The organism is Psychrobacter sp. GW64-MNA-CIBAN-0177 (assembly GCF_040309585.1).
GTDB classification, from domain to species: Bacteria; Pseudomonadota; Gammaproteobacteria; order Pseudomonadales; family Moraxellaceae; genus Psychrobacter; species Psychrobacter okhotskensis.
Genome location: NZ_JBEOOY010000020.1, coordinates 13,906 through 31,423 on the forward strand (window position 1 = coordinate 13,906; position 17,518 = coordinate 31,423).

Genomic DNA, 17,518 nt, shown 5'->3' on the forward strand with positions numbered 1-17,518 from the left:
GTAGATAGTTATGTTGTGAGCGTGAGATAACCCCCTGACTCTCACAGTCGCTTGATAGTCTGATAACAGACAAACGGTGTTATAACAAAATGCACCAATAAATAGTCAGTAACCGCCCATGGTAACTGGATAAAATAATATCCCGTATACCAGTTACTCACTCGTCAGCACGTACCTTAACGTTTGGCGTTATATCCTACTAGCGCGGCTTAGTCGACGGCTAGTTGAGCATGCGAAAATATGACATTTGACTAATTTTGAATATCAGACGCTCTATATTCAAGCGCCTTAATGACCCTAATAGCAGTGACAATAAGAGGGATTTTGCGATTTGCAATAAGCTTACTGTCGATGGCAAATCGCTGCGCTTGAGACAACAATCGCTTAGTACGCAACTATGTTATCACTAATAGTACGTAACTAAATGACTGTGCGTTAAATCGTTATTTACGATAACTATACAGAGCGTTGCCCATAGTCATCTTAGTTAATGACGGACAAAAAATCTAGTCTTTTCTGTCGATTCATCAGCCAGATTTTGTAAGAGCTTATATTATGAGTTGCTAATAAACAGTCAATAACTCACTGCAATGGCTTTTACAGCTATAGGATACGAGGGTTTTTAAAGCTGCTTTGACGAAGTTCTTTTAACCTCTATCTTGGTTAGTTGTCTAACAAAATAGGCAAGTATGTAAATGAGCAGATAGACAAACATAAAAAAACCTCACTAAACAAACGTTTTAGTGAGGTTTTTTTAGGGCATAGCACTAACCAAAAATTAATTGCTTTTTTCTTCGATCAGCTCTTTTATACTGTCATTATTGGCTTTAGGCGCACTACTATTGCTGTTTTTATTAGCGGCATTCGAGCCATTATTTGTACTATTAGTCGAACTTGGCGGCTTAGGCGTTGGTACAACCGGCGGTTTTTTTAGCGTGCTATTATCAATTGTAGGTTTTTTGGCAGCTTGCTCAGGCTTACGAGTATCATCGTTTTTAGCGCTCGGAGCGGTCAGTGTTTGCTCTTCATTGCCGACGGTACGCTCTTCATTGACCGATAGGGTCGCAGAGGTATCGACCGATTGACGAATGCTTTCATCATTACTATTGTTAGCCGCTTCTTGACCACTACGACTGGTATTATTGCTTGCTGCTTGCTCATTAGCACCATCACTATCATTAGCTTGCACTTTCTGACGGACTGGCACTTCACGTTTGGTCGGGCGCAAATTTACAGAGCGCGTGCGTCTCGCACTCAAGTCTTTCACCGGATCAGGGCGCTCATAATTGTCGATGATACTGACGTAGCGATTGATCTCTTCAGGTAAGACACGCACATTGGCCGGCAGCCTAAAGTCAATCAATTTGGCAGCACCAACGGCCTCTTGCGGGCTGCTCATCAAACCATAAGTCAGCATATAACGGACTTGATTGTTGTCATCAAGGTAGCGAAAGTAGGAAAATTTCGCACGGTCTTCCCGACCTTCTAAATAACTGACGATCACCTCGTTTTCCGCAACATTCATGACCTGTACAGTCCATTTGCCTTTGTTAGCCAGCAGATAACGCTTGTCTTTAAACTCATCAGGATAACTGCGCAAATCACGAACGGTCGCATCAAAATTGATCGGCTGCACGTCCGTATCCAGCTCATGCAATGATTCAATGGCCAATGGCTGCTCAAGTTCGGTGCTCGTTGTTTGCGGCGCAGATATCGGCGCATTTTCAATCTTGGCACCCATCGCTGGCGTTTGACTAAACATCCAAACCAAAGCGGTGACGACGCCTAGCAACAGGGTCACCAACAACCAAATCAGTGCTTGACGGCGATATGATTGGCCAGCGTTACGAGTCGACGAGCTAGATGCTGCCATGAGGATGTCCTTGGTGAAATAGAGTTAAACGCTTTAAACCTGTGCTCATGCCAATACAGTAGTGACTAACAGCTCCATTGCAATGGTTCGCTTGCAAGGGTTTAGTGATATCACTAAATTTGACGTTCTGATGAGCTGTGCTGTGACAATACGTCAGTAAGAAGCTCAGCATCGAAATCATTGGTTAATACCGCGTCACCCAGTGATTTTAACAAAATAAGGCGGATTTGTCCGTGTTTCACTTTTTTATCATGCCCCATCAAGTCTAAAGCCGTCTGAACATCAATAGCAGGTGGAGTGATAGGTAAATTGGCCAATGTCAAAACGCGTTTAATACGAGCCACGTCTTCGCTCGTTAACCAGCCAATTTTTTGAGACAGCTCGGCTGCTTGTACCATACCAACGGCAACCGCCTCACCATGCAGCCAATTACCATAGCCTTCGTGGGTTTCGATCACATGACCAAAAGTATGACCGAAATTTAATAGCGCCCGTACACCCGACTCTCTTTCATCTTGCGCCACGACATCGGCTTTGTATTGACAGCAGCGTTTGACCGCCTCGCCAAGTACTGCCAAATCTAACGCCATCATCGCTGGTAAATTGTGCTCAAGCCACGTTAAAAATTCCGCATCCATAATAAGTGCGTATTTAATGACCTCTGCAAGACCTGCTGATAGCTCACGCGCTGGCAAGGTTTTTAATGTACTCATCTCAGCAAGCACCATTTGCGGCTGCCAAAAAGCCCCGATCATGTTTTTGCCTTGTGCGTGATTGATGCCTGTTTTGCCGCCAACGCTTGAATCCACTTGTGATAATAGTGTGGTTGGAATTTGGATAAAGTTGACACCGCGCATAAAACTGGCTGCTGCAAACCCAGTCATATCACCAATGACACCGCCGCCGAGAGCAATCAATGTCACATCCCGATTGAAATGCTCGGCCATGAGCGCATCATAAATCTGGTTAATGCTCGTCTGATTCTTATATTGTTCGCCATCTGGGAGTATACATACCTTCACGATGAACTGCTTTGCCAATGGTGCCTCTAGCGCTGCCAAGTAAAGCGGTGCAATCGTCTCGTTGGTGACAATTAATACTTGCCGACCAGTAATATAGGGCATGATTTGCTGAGCCATAGCGCTTTGCTCAGTGCTGTTTTGCTCAGTGCTACTTTGTTCAGTAATGACAATAGGATAATCATGACTGTGCGTGTGTACGGTTAAGCCATCATGAAACAGTGGCGTTGCCATGAAAGTCTCCTTGAGCATTTTTAATGAGGGAACGTTAGTTGACTGAGTATCATTATATTTATGTTCTATTATTTTTTGCCATCAATCTTCTTTAGATTCTGGCGTTATAGAAGGCGTGCAATAGAACGATTCGAGTTGCTGTAATAATTGACTGACCATATGACGAGGATAAGTATGACCGGTAGGCATGATGATATGAGCCACTTGCCGATATAATGGGTCGCGGGTGCTGTATAAATCTTGCAAGATTTTTCTAGGGTTGGGCTGTTGTAGTAAAGGTCGCGACTTATCTTTCGCCGTGCGTGCCATTTGTACATCGACTGGCGCATTAAGATAAACCACGATACCGCGCTGCTTTAAAAACTCGCGGTTTTCAGCAGACATAACGGCACCACCACCCGTTGCCAATACTATCTGCTGTTGTTGGCTCAGCTCATCGATGGCACGTGTCTCACGCTCACGAAAGCCCGCTTCGCCTTCTTTAGCGAATATCCAAGCAATATCAGCGCCGGTTTGCGACTCGATATACCAATCACTATCTACAAACGTCCGCCCCAATTGTTTGGCAAGCAATCGACCAATGGTGGTCTTCCCCGCTCCCATCGGTCCCACTAAAAACACCGACGGTAATTCCTCCATCATAGTACTCACTCAGCTAAATTAGGTATGATACAACGTCATTGATATTCTGGCTAGTAATGAGCCGTTAATATTGTTATACCAAATCAAAAAATGCGATTGGCGTTGTCAAATTTGCTTAGTCTATTAAATATAGTACTTGTATCTGTTTTCCTTACTACTTTGATTTTTGGGAATGATATTAAGGAGTACTCTCGATTCAATCGATAGATGTCTAAATCCACCCATAAAAAAAGCAAGCACTAAGGCTTGCTTTTTTCGATTGATAATCAACAGTAAGATTATTAATTTAAACGGCTAACACCATCGTTAATCAGCTTTGGCGTGACAAATATTAGTAGCTCTTCTTTAGAGTTGCTACGGACGTCACGACGGAATGCGCGACCGACGTAGGGCAAGTCACCTAAGAAAGGTACTTTGTCCACACCATTGGTAGTACGGTTTTTAAAGACACCGCCTAGTACGATGGTTTGACCGTCTTCAACGATAACGTTAGTCGAGATTGAATCTTCAGCGATCGCTACCTGATTATTAATAATCGTTGGCGTGCCATTGGTAATAACCAGTTGCAAACCAATTTTACCATCGGGCGTAATGTTCGGTGTCGCTTCTAAGCTTAGTGCCGCTTCTTTAAAGCTGGTCGTGGTTGCGCCACTGGCCGATGCTTCTTGATAAGGAATCTGCGTACCCGATGATACCTTGGCCGTTTGCTTGTCCGCTGTCAAAATCTTCGGTGTTGAAATGACCTCACCACGGTTGTCGGCTTGCAAGGCTGACAACTCAAGATCTAGCATCACATCGGACATACTCAGCAAACCAAAAGCGATACTACCCGCTGGATTGGCAACGCCTAAGTCAACGTTTAAGTTATCAGGACGGCTGATATCGTAAGAAGGATAGGAAACCGTTTGACCGTTAACTGTCGTCGTTTCAATATCAAAATCCTTCAAATCTGCCAAAGTCTGATTACTACCACCGACCAGTAGGCTACGGTTATTCGCCGCGCCATTCGATAGGATGCCCCAACGAACACCAATCTCTTTACTAAAGCTATCAGTCGCACTAACGATACGCGCTTCAATCATCACTTGACGAACCGGTATATCAATTTTGCTGATAAGCTTATGGATATTTTCGATACTATCCGCCACATCTTTGATAATCAGAGTATTAGTACGTTCGTCAACCGTGACCGTTCCACGATTAGATAATAAGGTATTATTGGCACTGGAATTGGCGTTGCCAGTATTGCTGCCACCAGATGAGCCACGACCTTTCGAGATAAGGGTTAACACATCTTGCGCTTTTGCGTAGCTTAAGCGAATATATTCGGTGCGGAGTGGTGCATAAGATTCAACCGCTTGCTGCGCTTCAAGCTCACGCGCTTCTTGTTCAGCAAGTTCCGTAGCAGGCGCGACTAAGATCACCCTACCATTCTCACGTTTGCCCAGATTTTTACTTTTTAGAATAATATCAAGCGCTTGATCCCAAGGCACATTGATCAGGCGCAAAGTGATGTTACCCGCCACCGAATCACTAGCGACGATATTCATATCAGTGAACTGCGCTAAAATATCTAAGACGCTACGAATTTCCACGTCTTGGAACTCCATAGATAGCGCTTCACCACTATAGACTCTTTCTTCTAGGGTTGGCTCTCTTAGTAGCTCAGGCTTACTGATACTCACGTTTAACTGGTTACCCGATTGGTAAGCTTGATACTCATAATCCTCAGTCATGCTAATGGTGATAACGCCATTTTGACCTTGGTTTTTGGTATCGATACTACTCACGAGACCACTATTAATATTCAAGCGACGTAATAGGTTTCTAGGCACCGTGCTACCCGTTAGGCGTACGACCAGCTTGTTACCTTGGCGCTGCACATCCACCGGAATCGCTTCATTGGCAAGTGCAATACTGACGTTGCCGCCGCCGTTATTTCCTGCCGAAAAATTTACAGCCGTCAAGCCGTCATAGCTATACTGCTTGCTAACTTGAGAGGCAGCAAGCTGTGGATTTAATAGTGGATTTACGCGTACGACCATCGTATCCGTTGGCGCTTGGTTATTGATCACGGTCGGGCTAGTTGCCGTTGTTCTAACTGGGGCAACGGGTACACTACTGGTTTCTACAATCGGTGTGACTACTGCCGTCGTGGTAATGGCATTGTTGTCATTGAGTACGTCTTGGATCGGGTCATTGGTAATGACTGGGCGACTGGGATCGGTCAGGGTCAACAGCAGATCATTGCCGTCAATCGCCGTCGTATAGTTGCCCGCTTGTTTAAGCCCAACAATCAGACGCGTGGTACTGTCACTACTTAACGTCGTAACATCATTGACCATACCGATATTGTATTCGTTAAAACGACTGGCAAGTCCGTTTTGTACTTGCTCAAAATCCAATACCAAACGGCTAGGATCATCCAGCTGGTAAGCGGCAGGTAATACTGGCAAGCCTGCAAAGCCTAAACGCATTTGTGTCACTGCGGGTGCAGTCTGTACCACAGACACATTATTGATGCGCTGGGCGGCATGGGCGCTGCTATTAACTGCTACCATGCTGATTGCCAATGCAGAGATGGCAAAAGCAGAAGAGACGCGGTTGCTCATCATCATTACCTTGTTGTTGCGTACTGTCATTATTTATTCCTCAAAAAATCTGCCGACTTAACTTATAGGGGAGACCAACGACTGGGGCTTTTCAATAAACCCGGCGCGACTGTCTGGCACAATTTCAATCAAATTAATTTGGGTCGGCGTGATTTCAACAATACGGCCGTCATTTAATCCAAGATAATCACCTACTCTCACACTAGCCACTGAACCATCAGGACGTTGTACGAGTGCATATTGCTGACCTTCAGGCGAAATTACGACGCCGCGAAAAGTCAGCTGTGACAGCTCATATTGCTCAAGTGGTTCTTTGACTCTAGTGATATCAGGGCGTACGCCATCGATAGAGGTACTAGGACCTTGTACATTGACTAAGCTTGGTGGCAAAAACGGGCTGCGCTGCGTACTGGCACTATAGACAAAATCTTCTACCAGTTCAGCTTTTGGCGGTGGCTCGATAGGCTGCGCGGGCTGATTGCGAATATCTGTCATCGCTTGCTCTGCCATACCAATACGGTCACTACAACCTGTCATTGATAAAACAGCGGTGCTTAAAATCAGTAGCATGGGCAATTTTTGAATAGTCATTAGTTGCCTCCTGCAGCATCAGTTGTAGCAGCATCAGTCGCGACGGCTTCTTCACCTTCAGGTGCCGCCTCTTTTGAGCGATAGGTTTTGGTTTGTAATACCAAATTCAGCTCCGGCAACACATCCAAAGTAGGTTGTGGATTACTGACTTCAAAATCGTGCATGGTAATAATACGTGGTAAAGCAGCAAGTCCACTGAGAAAGCTACCAAACTGATGATATTCCCCTAACGCTGCAATGCGAATAGGCTGCTCAATAAAGAACTCATTTTCAATTTCAGGCTCTACAGAAATATCTTGGAAACGTATATTACTGCCAACGCCCGTCATATTGATACCCTCTACCAGCTCTGACACACGCGTGTCTTTTGGCAGTTGGTCAAGTAAGGTGTTAAACTCCGTTTCCATCTGGACAACCTGTGCTTGATAAGCCTTTAAATGACGCGCCCGTGATTCTTTTTCACGGTAGCTGTCAAGTAAGGTTTGCTGCTGACTTTCAGCTGCAGTAATCTCATCAATTTTGCTGCTAATCGGTAGCGCCCACGATAGCGCGGCTATCAGAGCAACAATAAATCCAATCACCGTTATCTTTACTGGAAGAGGCCAGCTGCCGTAGTTTTCAGAATCTAAAGACTCAAAACTGCGGCGAAACTCATTCAAGTCAAACTGTTTTTTAGGATTGACAGCCGTCTTTTTGGTTTTAATTAGGCTTTTTTTACGGCTAAGTTTCATAACTCACCTCCAAGCCCAGTAGTTGCATTAGCATCTGCAGGTACCGCCGTCTCTGATTGTACCTTGGTCGTTACGACAAACTGCACATAACTGTCTTCAGGATAAACAGGGCGTGGCTGTTCACCAGTCGTAACCGTTTCATTGAGCGCAGGTGCTGGTGCATAAGCGCTGATATTTTGCTGAATATTACTGACCGCTGAATTGCCCATCCATTTGCTGCTATCAAGATTACGAATCAAACTTGATACGACATTTGGATTGTCCGCAAGACCTGTCAAGGTAAGGGTGTCACCTTCACGTTTTAGATTATTTAGATAAAGCGCAGGAGGAATGGCTTTGGCCAAATCATCCCACAGGCGTACAGGGACGGGACGTCTACCTTGCAAATCTTGAATCACCTGCATACGCGATATGATATCTTCGCGGCGTTGCTCTAGGCTATCAATTTCAGTCAACGCTTTGTCTAAGCGGGCGTTCTCTTGCTCAATCAGGGCATTGGCATTGCGTTGTTCATCAAGCTCATTATTAAAATAGCTCCACGAAGCGAACGCTGCTAACAAGGCGAGTAAAGTTACCGCCACTACTAGGGTAAGAAATTCTTTGTTACGACGTTCGCGCTCTTCTTGCCGCCAGGGCAATAGATTAATACGAGCCATTAGTCGAAGCTCCTCAACGCAAGACCGCACGCGGCCATTAAACTCGGTGCATCAATGACCAACTGCTCATTATCAATGTGCGGCGCAATGGTCATATTGGTAAATGGATTGGCGATACTGACCGTCACACCCAGTTTTTGTTGCGCCATACCAGCAAGACCGGCAATAGAGCTACTACCACCGGCGAGCACGATATGATCAATACTGCTGTATTGGCTCGAGGAAAAGTAAAACTGTAGGGAGCGGGTGATTTGTTGGATGGTATTTTCTATAAAAGGAGTCAACACATCAGCATAGTAGTCATCTGGCAAGGTACGTTCACGTTTGCTGATATTTGCTTCTTCAGCTGATAGTCCATAGCGATTTTGTATCGCCTCTGTGAGCTGCGTACCACCAAACAACTGCTCACGGCTATAGATAAATTCGCCATTTTTGGCAATATATAAAGTAGTTTGATTATGGCCAATATCTACTAAAGCGACCAATTCTGGCATGTTTGGTAGGTTATCTGCCATCAGACCAAAAGCGCGTTCAATGGCATGCGTTTCAATATCCATCACCTTGGCTTGCAAACCACCAAAAGTTAAAGCGTCTACCCTTTGATCAACATTTTCTGAGCGCGAGGCAGCAAGTAGCACTTGCACCATCTCATCATTTATCAAAGATGGACCCAACACTTCAAAATCTAAATTGACATCCTCTAAAGGATAAGGGACATATTGATCAGCATCCAAACGGATTTGAGCTTCGCGCTCGACATCGCTTAGTACCATATCCATATCAATGATTTTGGTGATCACGGCTGAGCCTGAGACTGCAGCAGCAGCATTGCTGCCAGCTACCTGACAGCGTCGTGCCAAGCCAGCTATAATATTACCTACTGCCTCAGTATCTACAATAAGTTTGTCAACGACTACGCCCTCCGGTAGTCTTTCAATACCATAGGATTTCAGATGATACATCCCTTGTTGGCGCTGTATGTCAACCAATTTGACTGAAGTAGCACAGATATCTATGCCAATCAAATGTTGACTTTTGGAAGTAAATAGCCTCACAAACTCTATACCTTATATTAAGTGTACAATCTGATAGTTATTTGTAATAATTTAGTACAATACTTTACTTACCAGATAGATTCAAGCATTTAAATAAGTTATTAAGGTCAACTTACACATTTATTATGACCTGCCTATTTTGTTCAAGGTATAATGGCTTATCTGTTGCAAATTTTAATTGATAAGTCTTATTATGACCAAAAAAAATGCTACCGTTCGTCTCATTCACTTTTTGGTGGGGCTTTTTATTGCTTGCTTGGCGCTAGCTGTTATCTTAGCGCTTGCTGTGCCCATTGGCTTCTATGGTATGGCGATGTATTTGTCACCTACCCTACCTAGTACTCAAGAAATCAAAATTGCCAACTTAGAGATGCCCTTACAGATATATAGCCGTGATGATAAATTAATTGGCCAGTATGGTAATCGTCTTTCCTTACCGGTTACTTTTGATGAAATTCCTGAAGATCTCACTCATGCTTTTTTAGCAGCAGAAGACGCCGCCTTTTTCCAGCACAGCGGTATCAGTATTAAAGGTCTTGGTCGTGCAGTCACTGAAGTGGTGACTGACGATGATAGCCAAACTGGTGGTTCCACCATTACCATGCAGGTTGCCAAAAATTATTTTTTAAGCCCAGAGCGTACCTTAAATCGTAAATTGACGGAATTATTTTTGGCTCGTAAGATTGAAGACGAGCTAAGTAAAAACGATATTTTGACCCTTTATGTCAATAAAATTTACCTCGGTGAAGGTGCTTATGGAATTCGTGCCGCTGCCAAAAAATATTATAGTAAATCACTAGACAATCTTTCTATTGCTGAGATGGCAATGTTAGCAGGTCTGCCAAAAGCCCCTTCTAAATACAATCCTGTTGCCAACCCTAAACGCGCCCTTACTCGCCGTAACTGGATCGTTGGCCGTATGCTTGAACTGGGATATATTAGTAAAGCGCAACACGATGAAGCGGTAAGCTCACCAGTAGGTATCAATTTATACCAAGAAAAACTAGACGTTAATATGCCCTATTTGGCAGAAATGACTCGTTCCACTTTGGTTGATCGTTATGGCGAGCAAGTCATGAACGGTGGTTGGCGTGTACGTGTTACCGTTGATAGCAAAGCCCAGACCGATGCAGAAGCTGCCGTGCTGACAGGTCTAGTAGCTTATGATCATCGTCATGGCTGGCGCGGTGCGGAAGCCAATGATGAGCCACTTGAGAATTTCCGTCGTTACAGCAACATGTCCCCTGCCAAAGTTACCAAGGTTAATTCGCGTAGTTTCGAGGCAACCATGCCATCAGGTGAAAGCGTGACCGTTAACTGGTCAGGCATGAGCTGGGCACGCAAATATTTTTCAGCCAATCGTATTGGTTATTATCCGAGTAACGCCGGACAAATTGTTAATAAAAATGACATCGTTCGTCTGATACCGACAACTAATGGTAATTGGCAACTGGCGCAAGTACCTAAGGTGCAAGGCAGTTTGGTTTCGTTAAATCCTGAAACGGGTGCAGTTAATGCCTTGGTCGGTGGTTTTGACTTTAACCACAGCAAATTCAACCGCGCTCTGCAAGGGTGGCGTCAACCGGGCTCAACGATTAAGCCGCTGGTCTATACCACTGCTTTAGAAAAAGGCTACCGTCCAGACAGCATTGTCTCGGATCGACCCATTCAAGTAGGCGATTGGAAACCTAAAAACTCCGATCAACGTTTCTTAGGTGACATCACCTTACGCCGTGGCTTATATCTATCACGCAACTTGGTATCCATTCGCTTATTACAGGCGATTGGTATCTCTGACGCCCGTAACCTATTAGATGAATTTGGTCTTGATAAAGAAAAGCTACCGACGACCTTATCGCTGGCATTGGGTGCAGGACAAGCAACACCATTACAAATGGCAACCGCCTACTCTACCTTCGCTAATGGCGGTCATCGCATTCAGCCTTACTTTATCGAACAAATCTATAATTATGACAACAAGCTATTATTCCAAGCCAATCCGCAGCAAGCTTGTGCTTTATGCTTTAACGAACAACTGGAAGATGCTAATAAAAAGCTGCTTGAAGATTATCAGGCAAAAATAGAAAAAGAGAATGAAGCGCTTGCTGCTAAAAAACAGGAAAAGGCTAACACTAAAGACAAAGCATCAGAGAATGGATCAGCTGCTGAGCTAAATGCAGAAAATAGTGACAATACGGTAAAAGATGAAAAGGCGCTTGATTTAAATGTTTATGATGCAAGTCCAGCTTCAGATCGCTTAAAAGCGCCTGTTGTGCAGTACGTTATGGCAACGCAAGCACCACGTATTTTAAAGCCAAGAGTGGCTTATGATATGGCTGATATCTTACGTGATGTGGTACAACGCGGTACAGCCGTTCGGGCAAAAGCCTTAGGACGCAACGATATCGGTGGTAAGACCGGTACGACTAACGATGCGAAAGATGCTTGGTTTGCCGGATTCCATCCGACCAACGCGACCGTCGTATGGATGGGTTTTGATCAACCATCGACCCTTGGTCGCCGTGAGTATGGTGGTGTGGCAGCATTACCTGTGTGGATGGACTTTATGAGAGCCCAGCTTAAAGGTGTACCCAATCAATGGGTCTCCGTTAATAACCGTGCCAAATCTAAAAAGCAAAAACAACAAATTATAGAAATGACGGATGATGGCACTATTGCTAGCGAAGACGAGGATACTGATGTCAGTACTTCAGCCAACAAACCTGTCAAGACCAAAGCGCAGCAACGTAAGGCACCAGAACCTGAGCCGGTTGAAGAAGCAGAGCGTGCGCCCGTGGCAAAACCAAATAATAGTAACAATGATAGCGTGCCACAAAACCCGCTGTCGGTCACTCCTGTGGAGCGTATGCCGCCCATGCCAGAGTAAAACCTTTGTCATGATAATGGCTATTTAACGTTAAAAGGCTGGTTCAGCAATCACTGAGCCAGTCTTTTTTTATTTTAAAACCATGCTCTCAAAGCTGTTCTTTTAAAACTTTGCTTATAAAATCAGTTAAGTCCTACCTTGCTAAAACTCAACCATACCAGCACGCAACTGCTCAATCAGCTCAAGAAACTGTTGGCGCCATTCACGTATGGTTGCCTCATCTGGTAACCATTGGTTCGATAAAGTAACGACATTGACGATAAGATCTTTTGGTTCTATCTCAACCGTATTAACATTTTCAGCTGTCGAATTATCGGGTAATACGGCATACAGGCAACGTTGGTAAGCCCGCTCTACATTGGCCAAAAAGCCATGTTGTTGTAACTGCTGCAAGCGTTGAATTTCAGGCGACACTTGGGTACGTTCGCTCAGCGCTTGCTCGATATCTGCCAAGGTTGGGGCAGTCATATTTAGGCTATAAAAATGACCAAGCTCTTGGATAAAGGCTAAAAAACTGCCGTATAAATGAAAAATAGCAGTCTCACAGTGTGCTTGGTATAACTGCTTATCGTTGGTACTTCCTGCCGCTTGGCAAGATAGACGACAAAAATACAGCTTTTGGTTGGTTCGATCTGCTTGATATTTGGCAACGCGCGTTTTACCTGCCATGCTTTAATTATCCTTGTGTTAGAGGGTCAGTATTCACAAAGAATACGCTATTTTTCCAGTTTACTATTTTCTAAGAGATATTTCTGAAAAAATTTATTTTCATTATATGACTTTCAAGTATTTGCTTTTCTCTGATGCTTCTATATTTCAACGCATAAAAAAGCCAGCGACTGGGCTGGCTTTTTTATTTTTATTCAAAAGTTAACAGCAGACGCTTAGTTGTCTTGATTTAGCTCTTGAGCAAAGGCTTCGTCAAAGCTAGCAAAGTCTTTACTATCAGTGCTTGCTGTCATGTCAAACGCTGCATTTAAGTCTTTGTCTTGTAGCTTCTGATCTGCTTTCTCTTTGCGTGCTTTATGATAAGCAAGACCAGTACCAGCAGGTATCAAACGACCAACAACAACGTTTTCTTTCAGACCACGTAACTCATCGACTTTACCAGTGACGGCAGCAGCTGTTAGGACACGAGTAGTCTCCTGGAATGATGCTGCTGAGATAAAGCTTTCCGTTGCCAAGCTGGCTTTAGTGATACCCAGTAATTGACGCTCAAACTGTACTGGGAATTTATCTTCCGCTTCTAGTTTGGCATTCAATGCTTTGATATCAGCGTACTCGACCTGATCACCTTTGAAGTGACTTGAATCGCCGCCATCAGTAATTTCAACTTTACGTAGCATCTGACGAATAATAACTTCGATGTGCTTATCGTTAATTTTTACACCCTGCAAGCGATAAACGTCCTGTACTTCGTTTACGATATAATCAGCAAGCGCCGTTTGACCTTTCAGACGTAAGATATCGTGCGGGTTTTGTGGACCATCAGCGATAACTTCACCACGAGCAACTGTTTCATTTTCGAAGACGTTAATTTGACGCCATTTCGGGATCAGCTCTTCATGAACCTCACCATCTTCATTGGTGATAATGAAGCGGTTTTTACCTTTGGTTTCTTTACCGAAGCTAACCACACCACTCATTTCAGCCATAATCGCATGGTCTTTTGGACGCCGTGCTTCGAACAAGTCAGCAACACGTGGTAGACCACCGGTAATGTCTTTAGTACCTGAAGACGCTTGCGGTACACGGCCTAGAATCGATCCCGCTGCTACTTTTTCACCGTCGCTCACGCGAATGATGGTTTCAGCAGGTAAGAAGTAAACCACTTCTTTACCTTCGTCAGTGTTCAAGATAATCGCTGGACGTAAGTCTTTGGCTGAGCTTGAACGGTCACGAGTGGCTAGAATCTCAAATGAGCTCATACCCGTCGCATCATCAACCTTCACAGTCGCCGTCATACCATCAGTGATATCACTGAAGCGTGCAGTACCTGCGAATTCAGTGATAATTGGATGCGTGTGCGGATCCCATTTAGCGATGGTTTGACCACCTTCGACCTGATCTTCGTGTTTGACAAGAACGCTTGAACCATAAGGAACTTTATAACGCTCACGCTCACGACCAAGTTCATCGGTCAACGCAATTTCAGCAGAACGCGATACGATAACTAGGTGACCGTCTGTATGCTGAACCGTTTTCATGTTTTCGAAATGCGCTTGACCAGCATTACGTACAGAGATGCTGTTGTCCACTGATGCTGAGCTTGCTGCCCCGCCCACGTGGAACGTACGCATGGTTAACTGAGTACCTGGCTCACCGATAGACTGCGCCGCCATAACACCGACAGACTCGCCGATATTGACTTTATGACCACGGGCAAGGTCACGACCATAACACTGTGAACAAACGCCATGTTCGATATCACAGGTAATAACTGAGCGTACCCAGATATCATCGATTGCGTTTTCGTCAAGCACATTGACCCAATGCTCATCGATCAACGTACCCGCTGGAATTAATACCTTATCGGCATCATCGTTATACGTCACATCACGAGCCGTCACACGACCAAGTACTAGCTCACCGAGTTTCTCGATGATCTCACCACCTTGAATATGCGGCTTCATGAGCAAGCCTTGCTCAGTACCACAGTCATCACTGGTAATGACCAAATCTTGTGCCACATCAACCAAACGACGAGTCAGGTAACCCGAGTTAGCGGTTTTCAATGCGGTATCTGCTAGACCTTTACGCGCACCATGCGTAGAGATAAAGTACTGAAGTACGGTCAAACCTTCACGGAAGTTGGCTTTAATCGGGGTCTCAATAATTGAGCCATCTGGTTTCGCCATCAGACCACGCATACCAGCCAACTGACGAATCTGCGCCGCACTACCACGAGCACCCGAATCTGACATGATAAAGATAGAGTTAAATGACTTCTGCTCTTCTTCTTCACCTTGGGCGTTGATCACTTTATCCGTTGCCAAGTTATCCATCATCGCTTTCGCGACTTTGTCATTGGTACGTGACCAGATGTCGACCACTTTGTTATAACGCTCACCAGCGGTCACAAAACCTTGCTCGAACTGATCTTCAATCTCGCGCACTTCGCCTTCAGCAACTTCGATAATTTGCTTTTTGCTTGGCGGAATAACCATGTCATCCAAACCGATAGACACACCAGATAGCGTTGCTTGCGCAAAACCTAGATACATCAATTGGTCAGCAAACATAACACTGTCTTTAACACCTACTTTACGATAGCAAGAGTTGATCAATTTAGAGATGTTTTTCTTCGTCATCTCTTGGTTACACTCATCAAACGTCATACCTTTAGGCATGATGTTCCAGATAAGCAAACGGCCAGCAACCGTGTCTTTGATACTGATCTCTTTGGTCTCGTTGCCTTCTTCATCAAAATGCGTTTCAGTCACACGAACTTTAATTTTGGCGTTCACATGTAAATCGTTTGAGCCAATCGCACGCAATGCTTCATTGACCGTGGCAAAAATCATGCCTTCGCCTTTGGCATTTACTGATGAACGGCTAATATAATACAAACCAAGTACCACATCCTGTGACGGTACGATGATTGGATCACCGTTCGCAGGCGACAAGATATTGTTGGTCGACATCATCAAAGCACGTGACTCAAGCTGAGCTTCTAGCGTCAATGGCACGTGAACTGCCATTTGGTCACCATCGAAATCGGCGTTGAATGCGGTACAAACGAGTGGATGCAGCTGGATGGCTTTACCTTCGATTAGTACTGGCTCGAACGCTTGTAGACCCAAACGGTGAAGCGTTGGTGCACGGTTCAAGAGCACTGGATGCTCACGGATAACCATGGCCAACATATCCCACACTTGCGGTTCTTCACGCTCAACCATCTTTTTAGCAGCTTTAATCGTCGTTGCCAAACCATGAGACAATAGTTTGTTATAAGTAAATGGCTTGAATAGCTCAAGTGCCATCTTCTTCGGTAGACCACACTGATGTAGACGTAGCGTAGGGCCGACAACGATGACCGAACGGCCAGAATAATCGACACGCTTACCCAATAAGTTTTGACGGAAACGACCTTGCTTACCTTTGATCATATCTGCCAAAGATTTCAATGGACGCTTATTACTACCGGTAATCGCACGACCGCGACGACCATTATCGAGTAGCGCATCGACTGATTCTTGCAACATACGTTTTTCGTTACGCACGATGATATCAGGGGCGCTTAGCTCTAATAGACGCTTAAGACGGTTATTACGGTTGATGACGCGGCGATATAAATCGTTTAGATCTGATGTCGCAAAACGGCCGCCTTCTAGTGGTACTAGCGGGCGCAAGTCTGGTGGTAAGACTGGTAAGATATTCATTACCATCCACTCAGGCTTGTTATTAGAATCACGGAATGCTTCTAATAGCTTAAGACGCTTAGACATCTTTTTAAGCTTAGTTTCAGAACCTGTTTGTGGAATCGCTTCACGCAGCTCATCGATTTCTAAATCTAAATCGATGTCTTTTAATAGGTCTTGAACGGCTTCTGCACCCATTTTGGCTGTGAACTCATCACCAAACTCTTCAAGTGCTCTGTAATAATCTTCATCATCAAGCAATTGATACTTCTCTAGAGAAGTCAGACCAGGTTCTGTGACAATATAGCTTTCAAAATAAAGCACACGCTCAATATCACGCAGCGTCATGTCTAACAATAGACCGATGCGGCTTGGTAATGATTTTAAGAACCAAATATGCGCCACAGGACTGGCTAGGTCGATATGACCCATGCGGTCGCGACGAACTTTGGCGGTCGTGACTTCAACGCCACATTTTTCACAGATAACGCCTTGGAATTTACGGCGTTTGTACTTACCACATAGACATTCAAAGTCTTTTACTGGGCCAAATATTTTGGCACAAAAGAGACCATCACGCTCAGGTTTAAATGTACGATAGTTAATGGTTTCAGGCTTTTTCACTTCACCATGCGACCATGACTTGATCACATCAGGTGAGGCCAACGTAATTTGGATGCTATCAAACTCTTGATTACCGTTGCCGGTAGGGCTTTGCATGATATCGAGTAAATCTTTCAAGTTGCTTCTCCGTTATCTTTATAATCATCTGATGGCGTGCTATTGACGCAAATAAGATGAATGAAGGCAATGAATAGGGTTGAGACAAATCACTAAAAGCAGCAGCTATCCGCGTA

11 protein-coding genes are annotated in these 17,518 nt (G+C 44.5%); 1 reads left to right on the forward strand and 10 read right to left on the reverse strand.

Features of this window, described 5'->3' with window-relative positions; all coding sequences use genetic code 11:
- Nucleotides 1-778 precede the first annotated feature (778 nt).
- The 8 genes from AAEY79_RS11420 to pilM form a co-directional block, all read right to left on the reverse strand.
- The gene (locus tag AAEY79_RS11420) at nt 779-1,873 is read right to left on the reverse strand and encodes a hypothetical protein (protein ID WP_025652257.1); all 1,095 of its coding nucleotides are present in this window, start codon (nt 1,871-1,873) and stop codon (nt 779-781) included.
- Between the two features lie 113 nt (nt 1,874-1,986).
- Entirely contained in the window at nt 1,987-3,126 is a 1,140-nt protein-coding gene (gene aroB, locus AAEY79_RS11425; RefSeq protein ID WP_101212196.1) for a 3-dehydroquinate synthase, read from the reverse strand.
- An 81-nt stretch (nt 3,127-3,207) separates the two neighbouring features.
- Complete coding sequence (aroK, locus tag AAEY79_RS11430) at nt 3,208-3,768, reverse strand: shikimate kinase AroK (RefSeq protein WP_101212195.1); 561 nt, start codon at nt 3,766-3,768, stop codon at nt 3,208-3,210.
- A gap of 281 nt (nt 3,769-4,049) precedes the next feature.
- Entirely contained in the window at nt 4,050-6,410 is a 2,361-nt protein-coding gene (locus AAEY79_RS11435) for a type IV pilus secretin PilQ family protein (protein WP_352288419.1), read from the reverse strand.
- Between the two features lie 27 nt (nt 6,411-6,437).
- The gene (locus tag AAEY79_RS11440) at nt 6,438-6,971 is read right to left on the reverse strand and encodes a pilus assembly protein PilP (RefSeq protein ID WP_173238725.1); all 534 of its coding nucleotides are present in this window, start codon (nt 6,969-6,971) and stop codon (nt 6,438-6,440) included.
- Nucleotides 6,971-7,702, reverse strand: coding sequence for a type 4a pilus biogenesis protein PilO (locus AAEY79_RS11445; RefSeq protein WP_173238724.1), 732 nt, complete (start codon nt 7,700-7,702; stop codon nt 6,971-6,973). The genes AAEY79_RS11440 and AAEY79_RS11445 overlap by 1 nt, the downstream gene beginning before the upstream one ends.
- A complete protein-coding gene (locus AAEY79_RS11450; RefSeq protein ID WP_025652251.1) occupies nt 7,699-8,358 on the reverse strand; it encodes a PilN domain-containing protein in 660 nt (219 codons plus the stop codon). Before AAEY79_RS11450 ends, AAEY79_RS11445 begins: the two co-directional genes overlap by 4 nt.
- Entirely contained in the window at nt 8,358-9,413 is a 1,056-nt protein-coding gene (gene pilM, locus AAEY79_RS11455) for a type IV pilus assembly protein PilM (protein ID WP_352288422.1), read from the reverse strand. The genes AAEY79_RS11450 and pilM overlap by 1 nt, the downstream gene beginning before the upstream one ends.
- 193 nt (nt 9,414-9,606) lie before the next feature.
- Here pilM and AAEY79_RS11460 point away from each other — a divergent pair, with 193 nt between their 5' ends.
- Nucleotides 9,607-12,300, forward strand: a complete 2,694-nt coding sequence (locus tag AAEY79_RS11460; RefSeq protein WP_352288424.1) for a transglycosylase domain-containing protein — start codon at nt 9,607-9,609, stop codon at nt 12,298-12,300.
- 141 nt (nt 12,301-12,441) lie between these two features.
- Here AAEY79_RS11460 and AAEY79_RS11465 read toward each other — a convergent pair whose 3' ends face one another.
- Both AAEY79_RS11465 and rpoC read right to left on the reverse strand, forming a co-directional pair.
- Complete coding sequence (locus tag AAEY79_RS11465) at nt 12,442-12,969, reverse strand: DUF6586 family protein (RefSeq protein ID WP_025652248.1); 528 nt, start codon at nt 12,967-12,969, stop codon at nt 12,442-12,444.
- A gap of 215 nt (nt 12,970-13,184) precedes the next feature.
- Nucleotides 13,185-17,402 (reverse strand): DNA-directed RNA polymerase subunit beta', encoded by a 4,218-nt coding sequence (rpoC, locus tag AAEY79_RS11470; RefSeq protein WP_025652247.1) that lies wholly within the window; start codon nt 17,400-17,402, stop codon nt 13,185-13,187.
- Between the last annotated feature and the right edge of the window lie 116 nt (nt 17,403-17,518).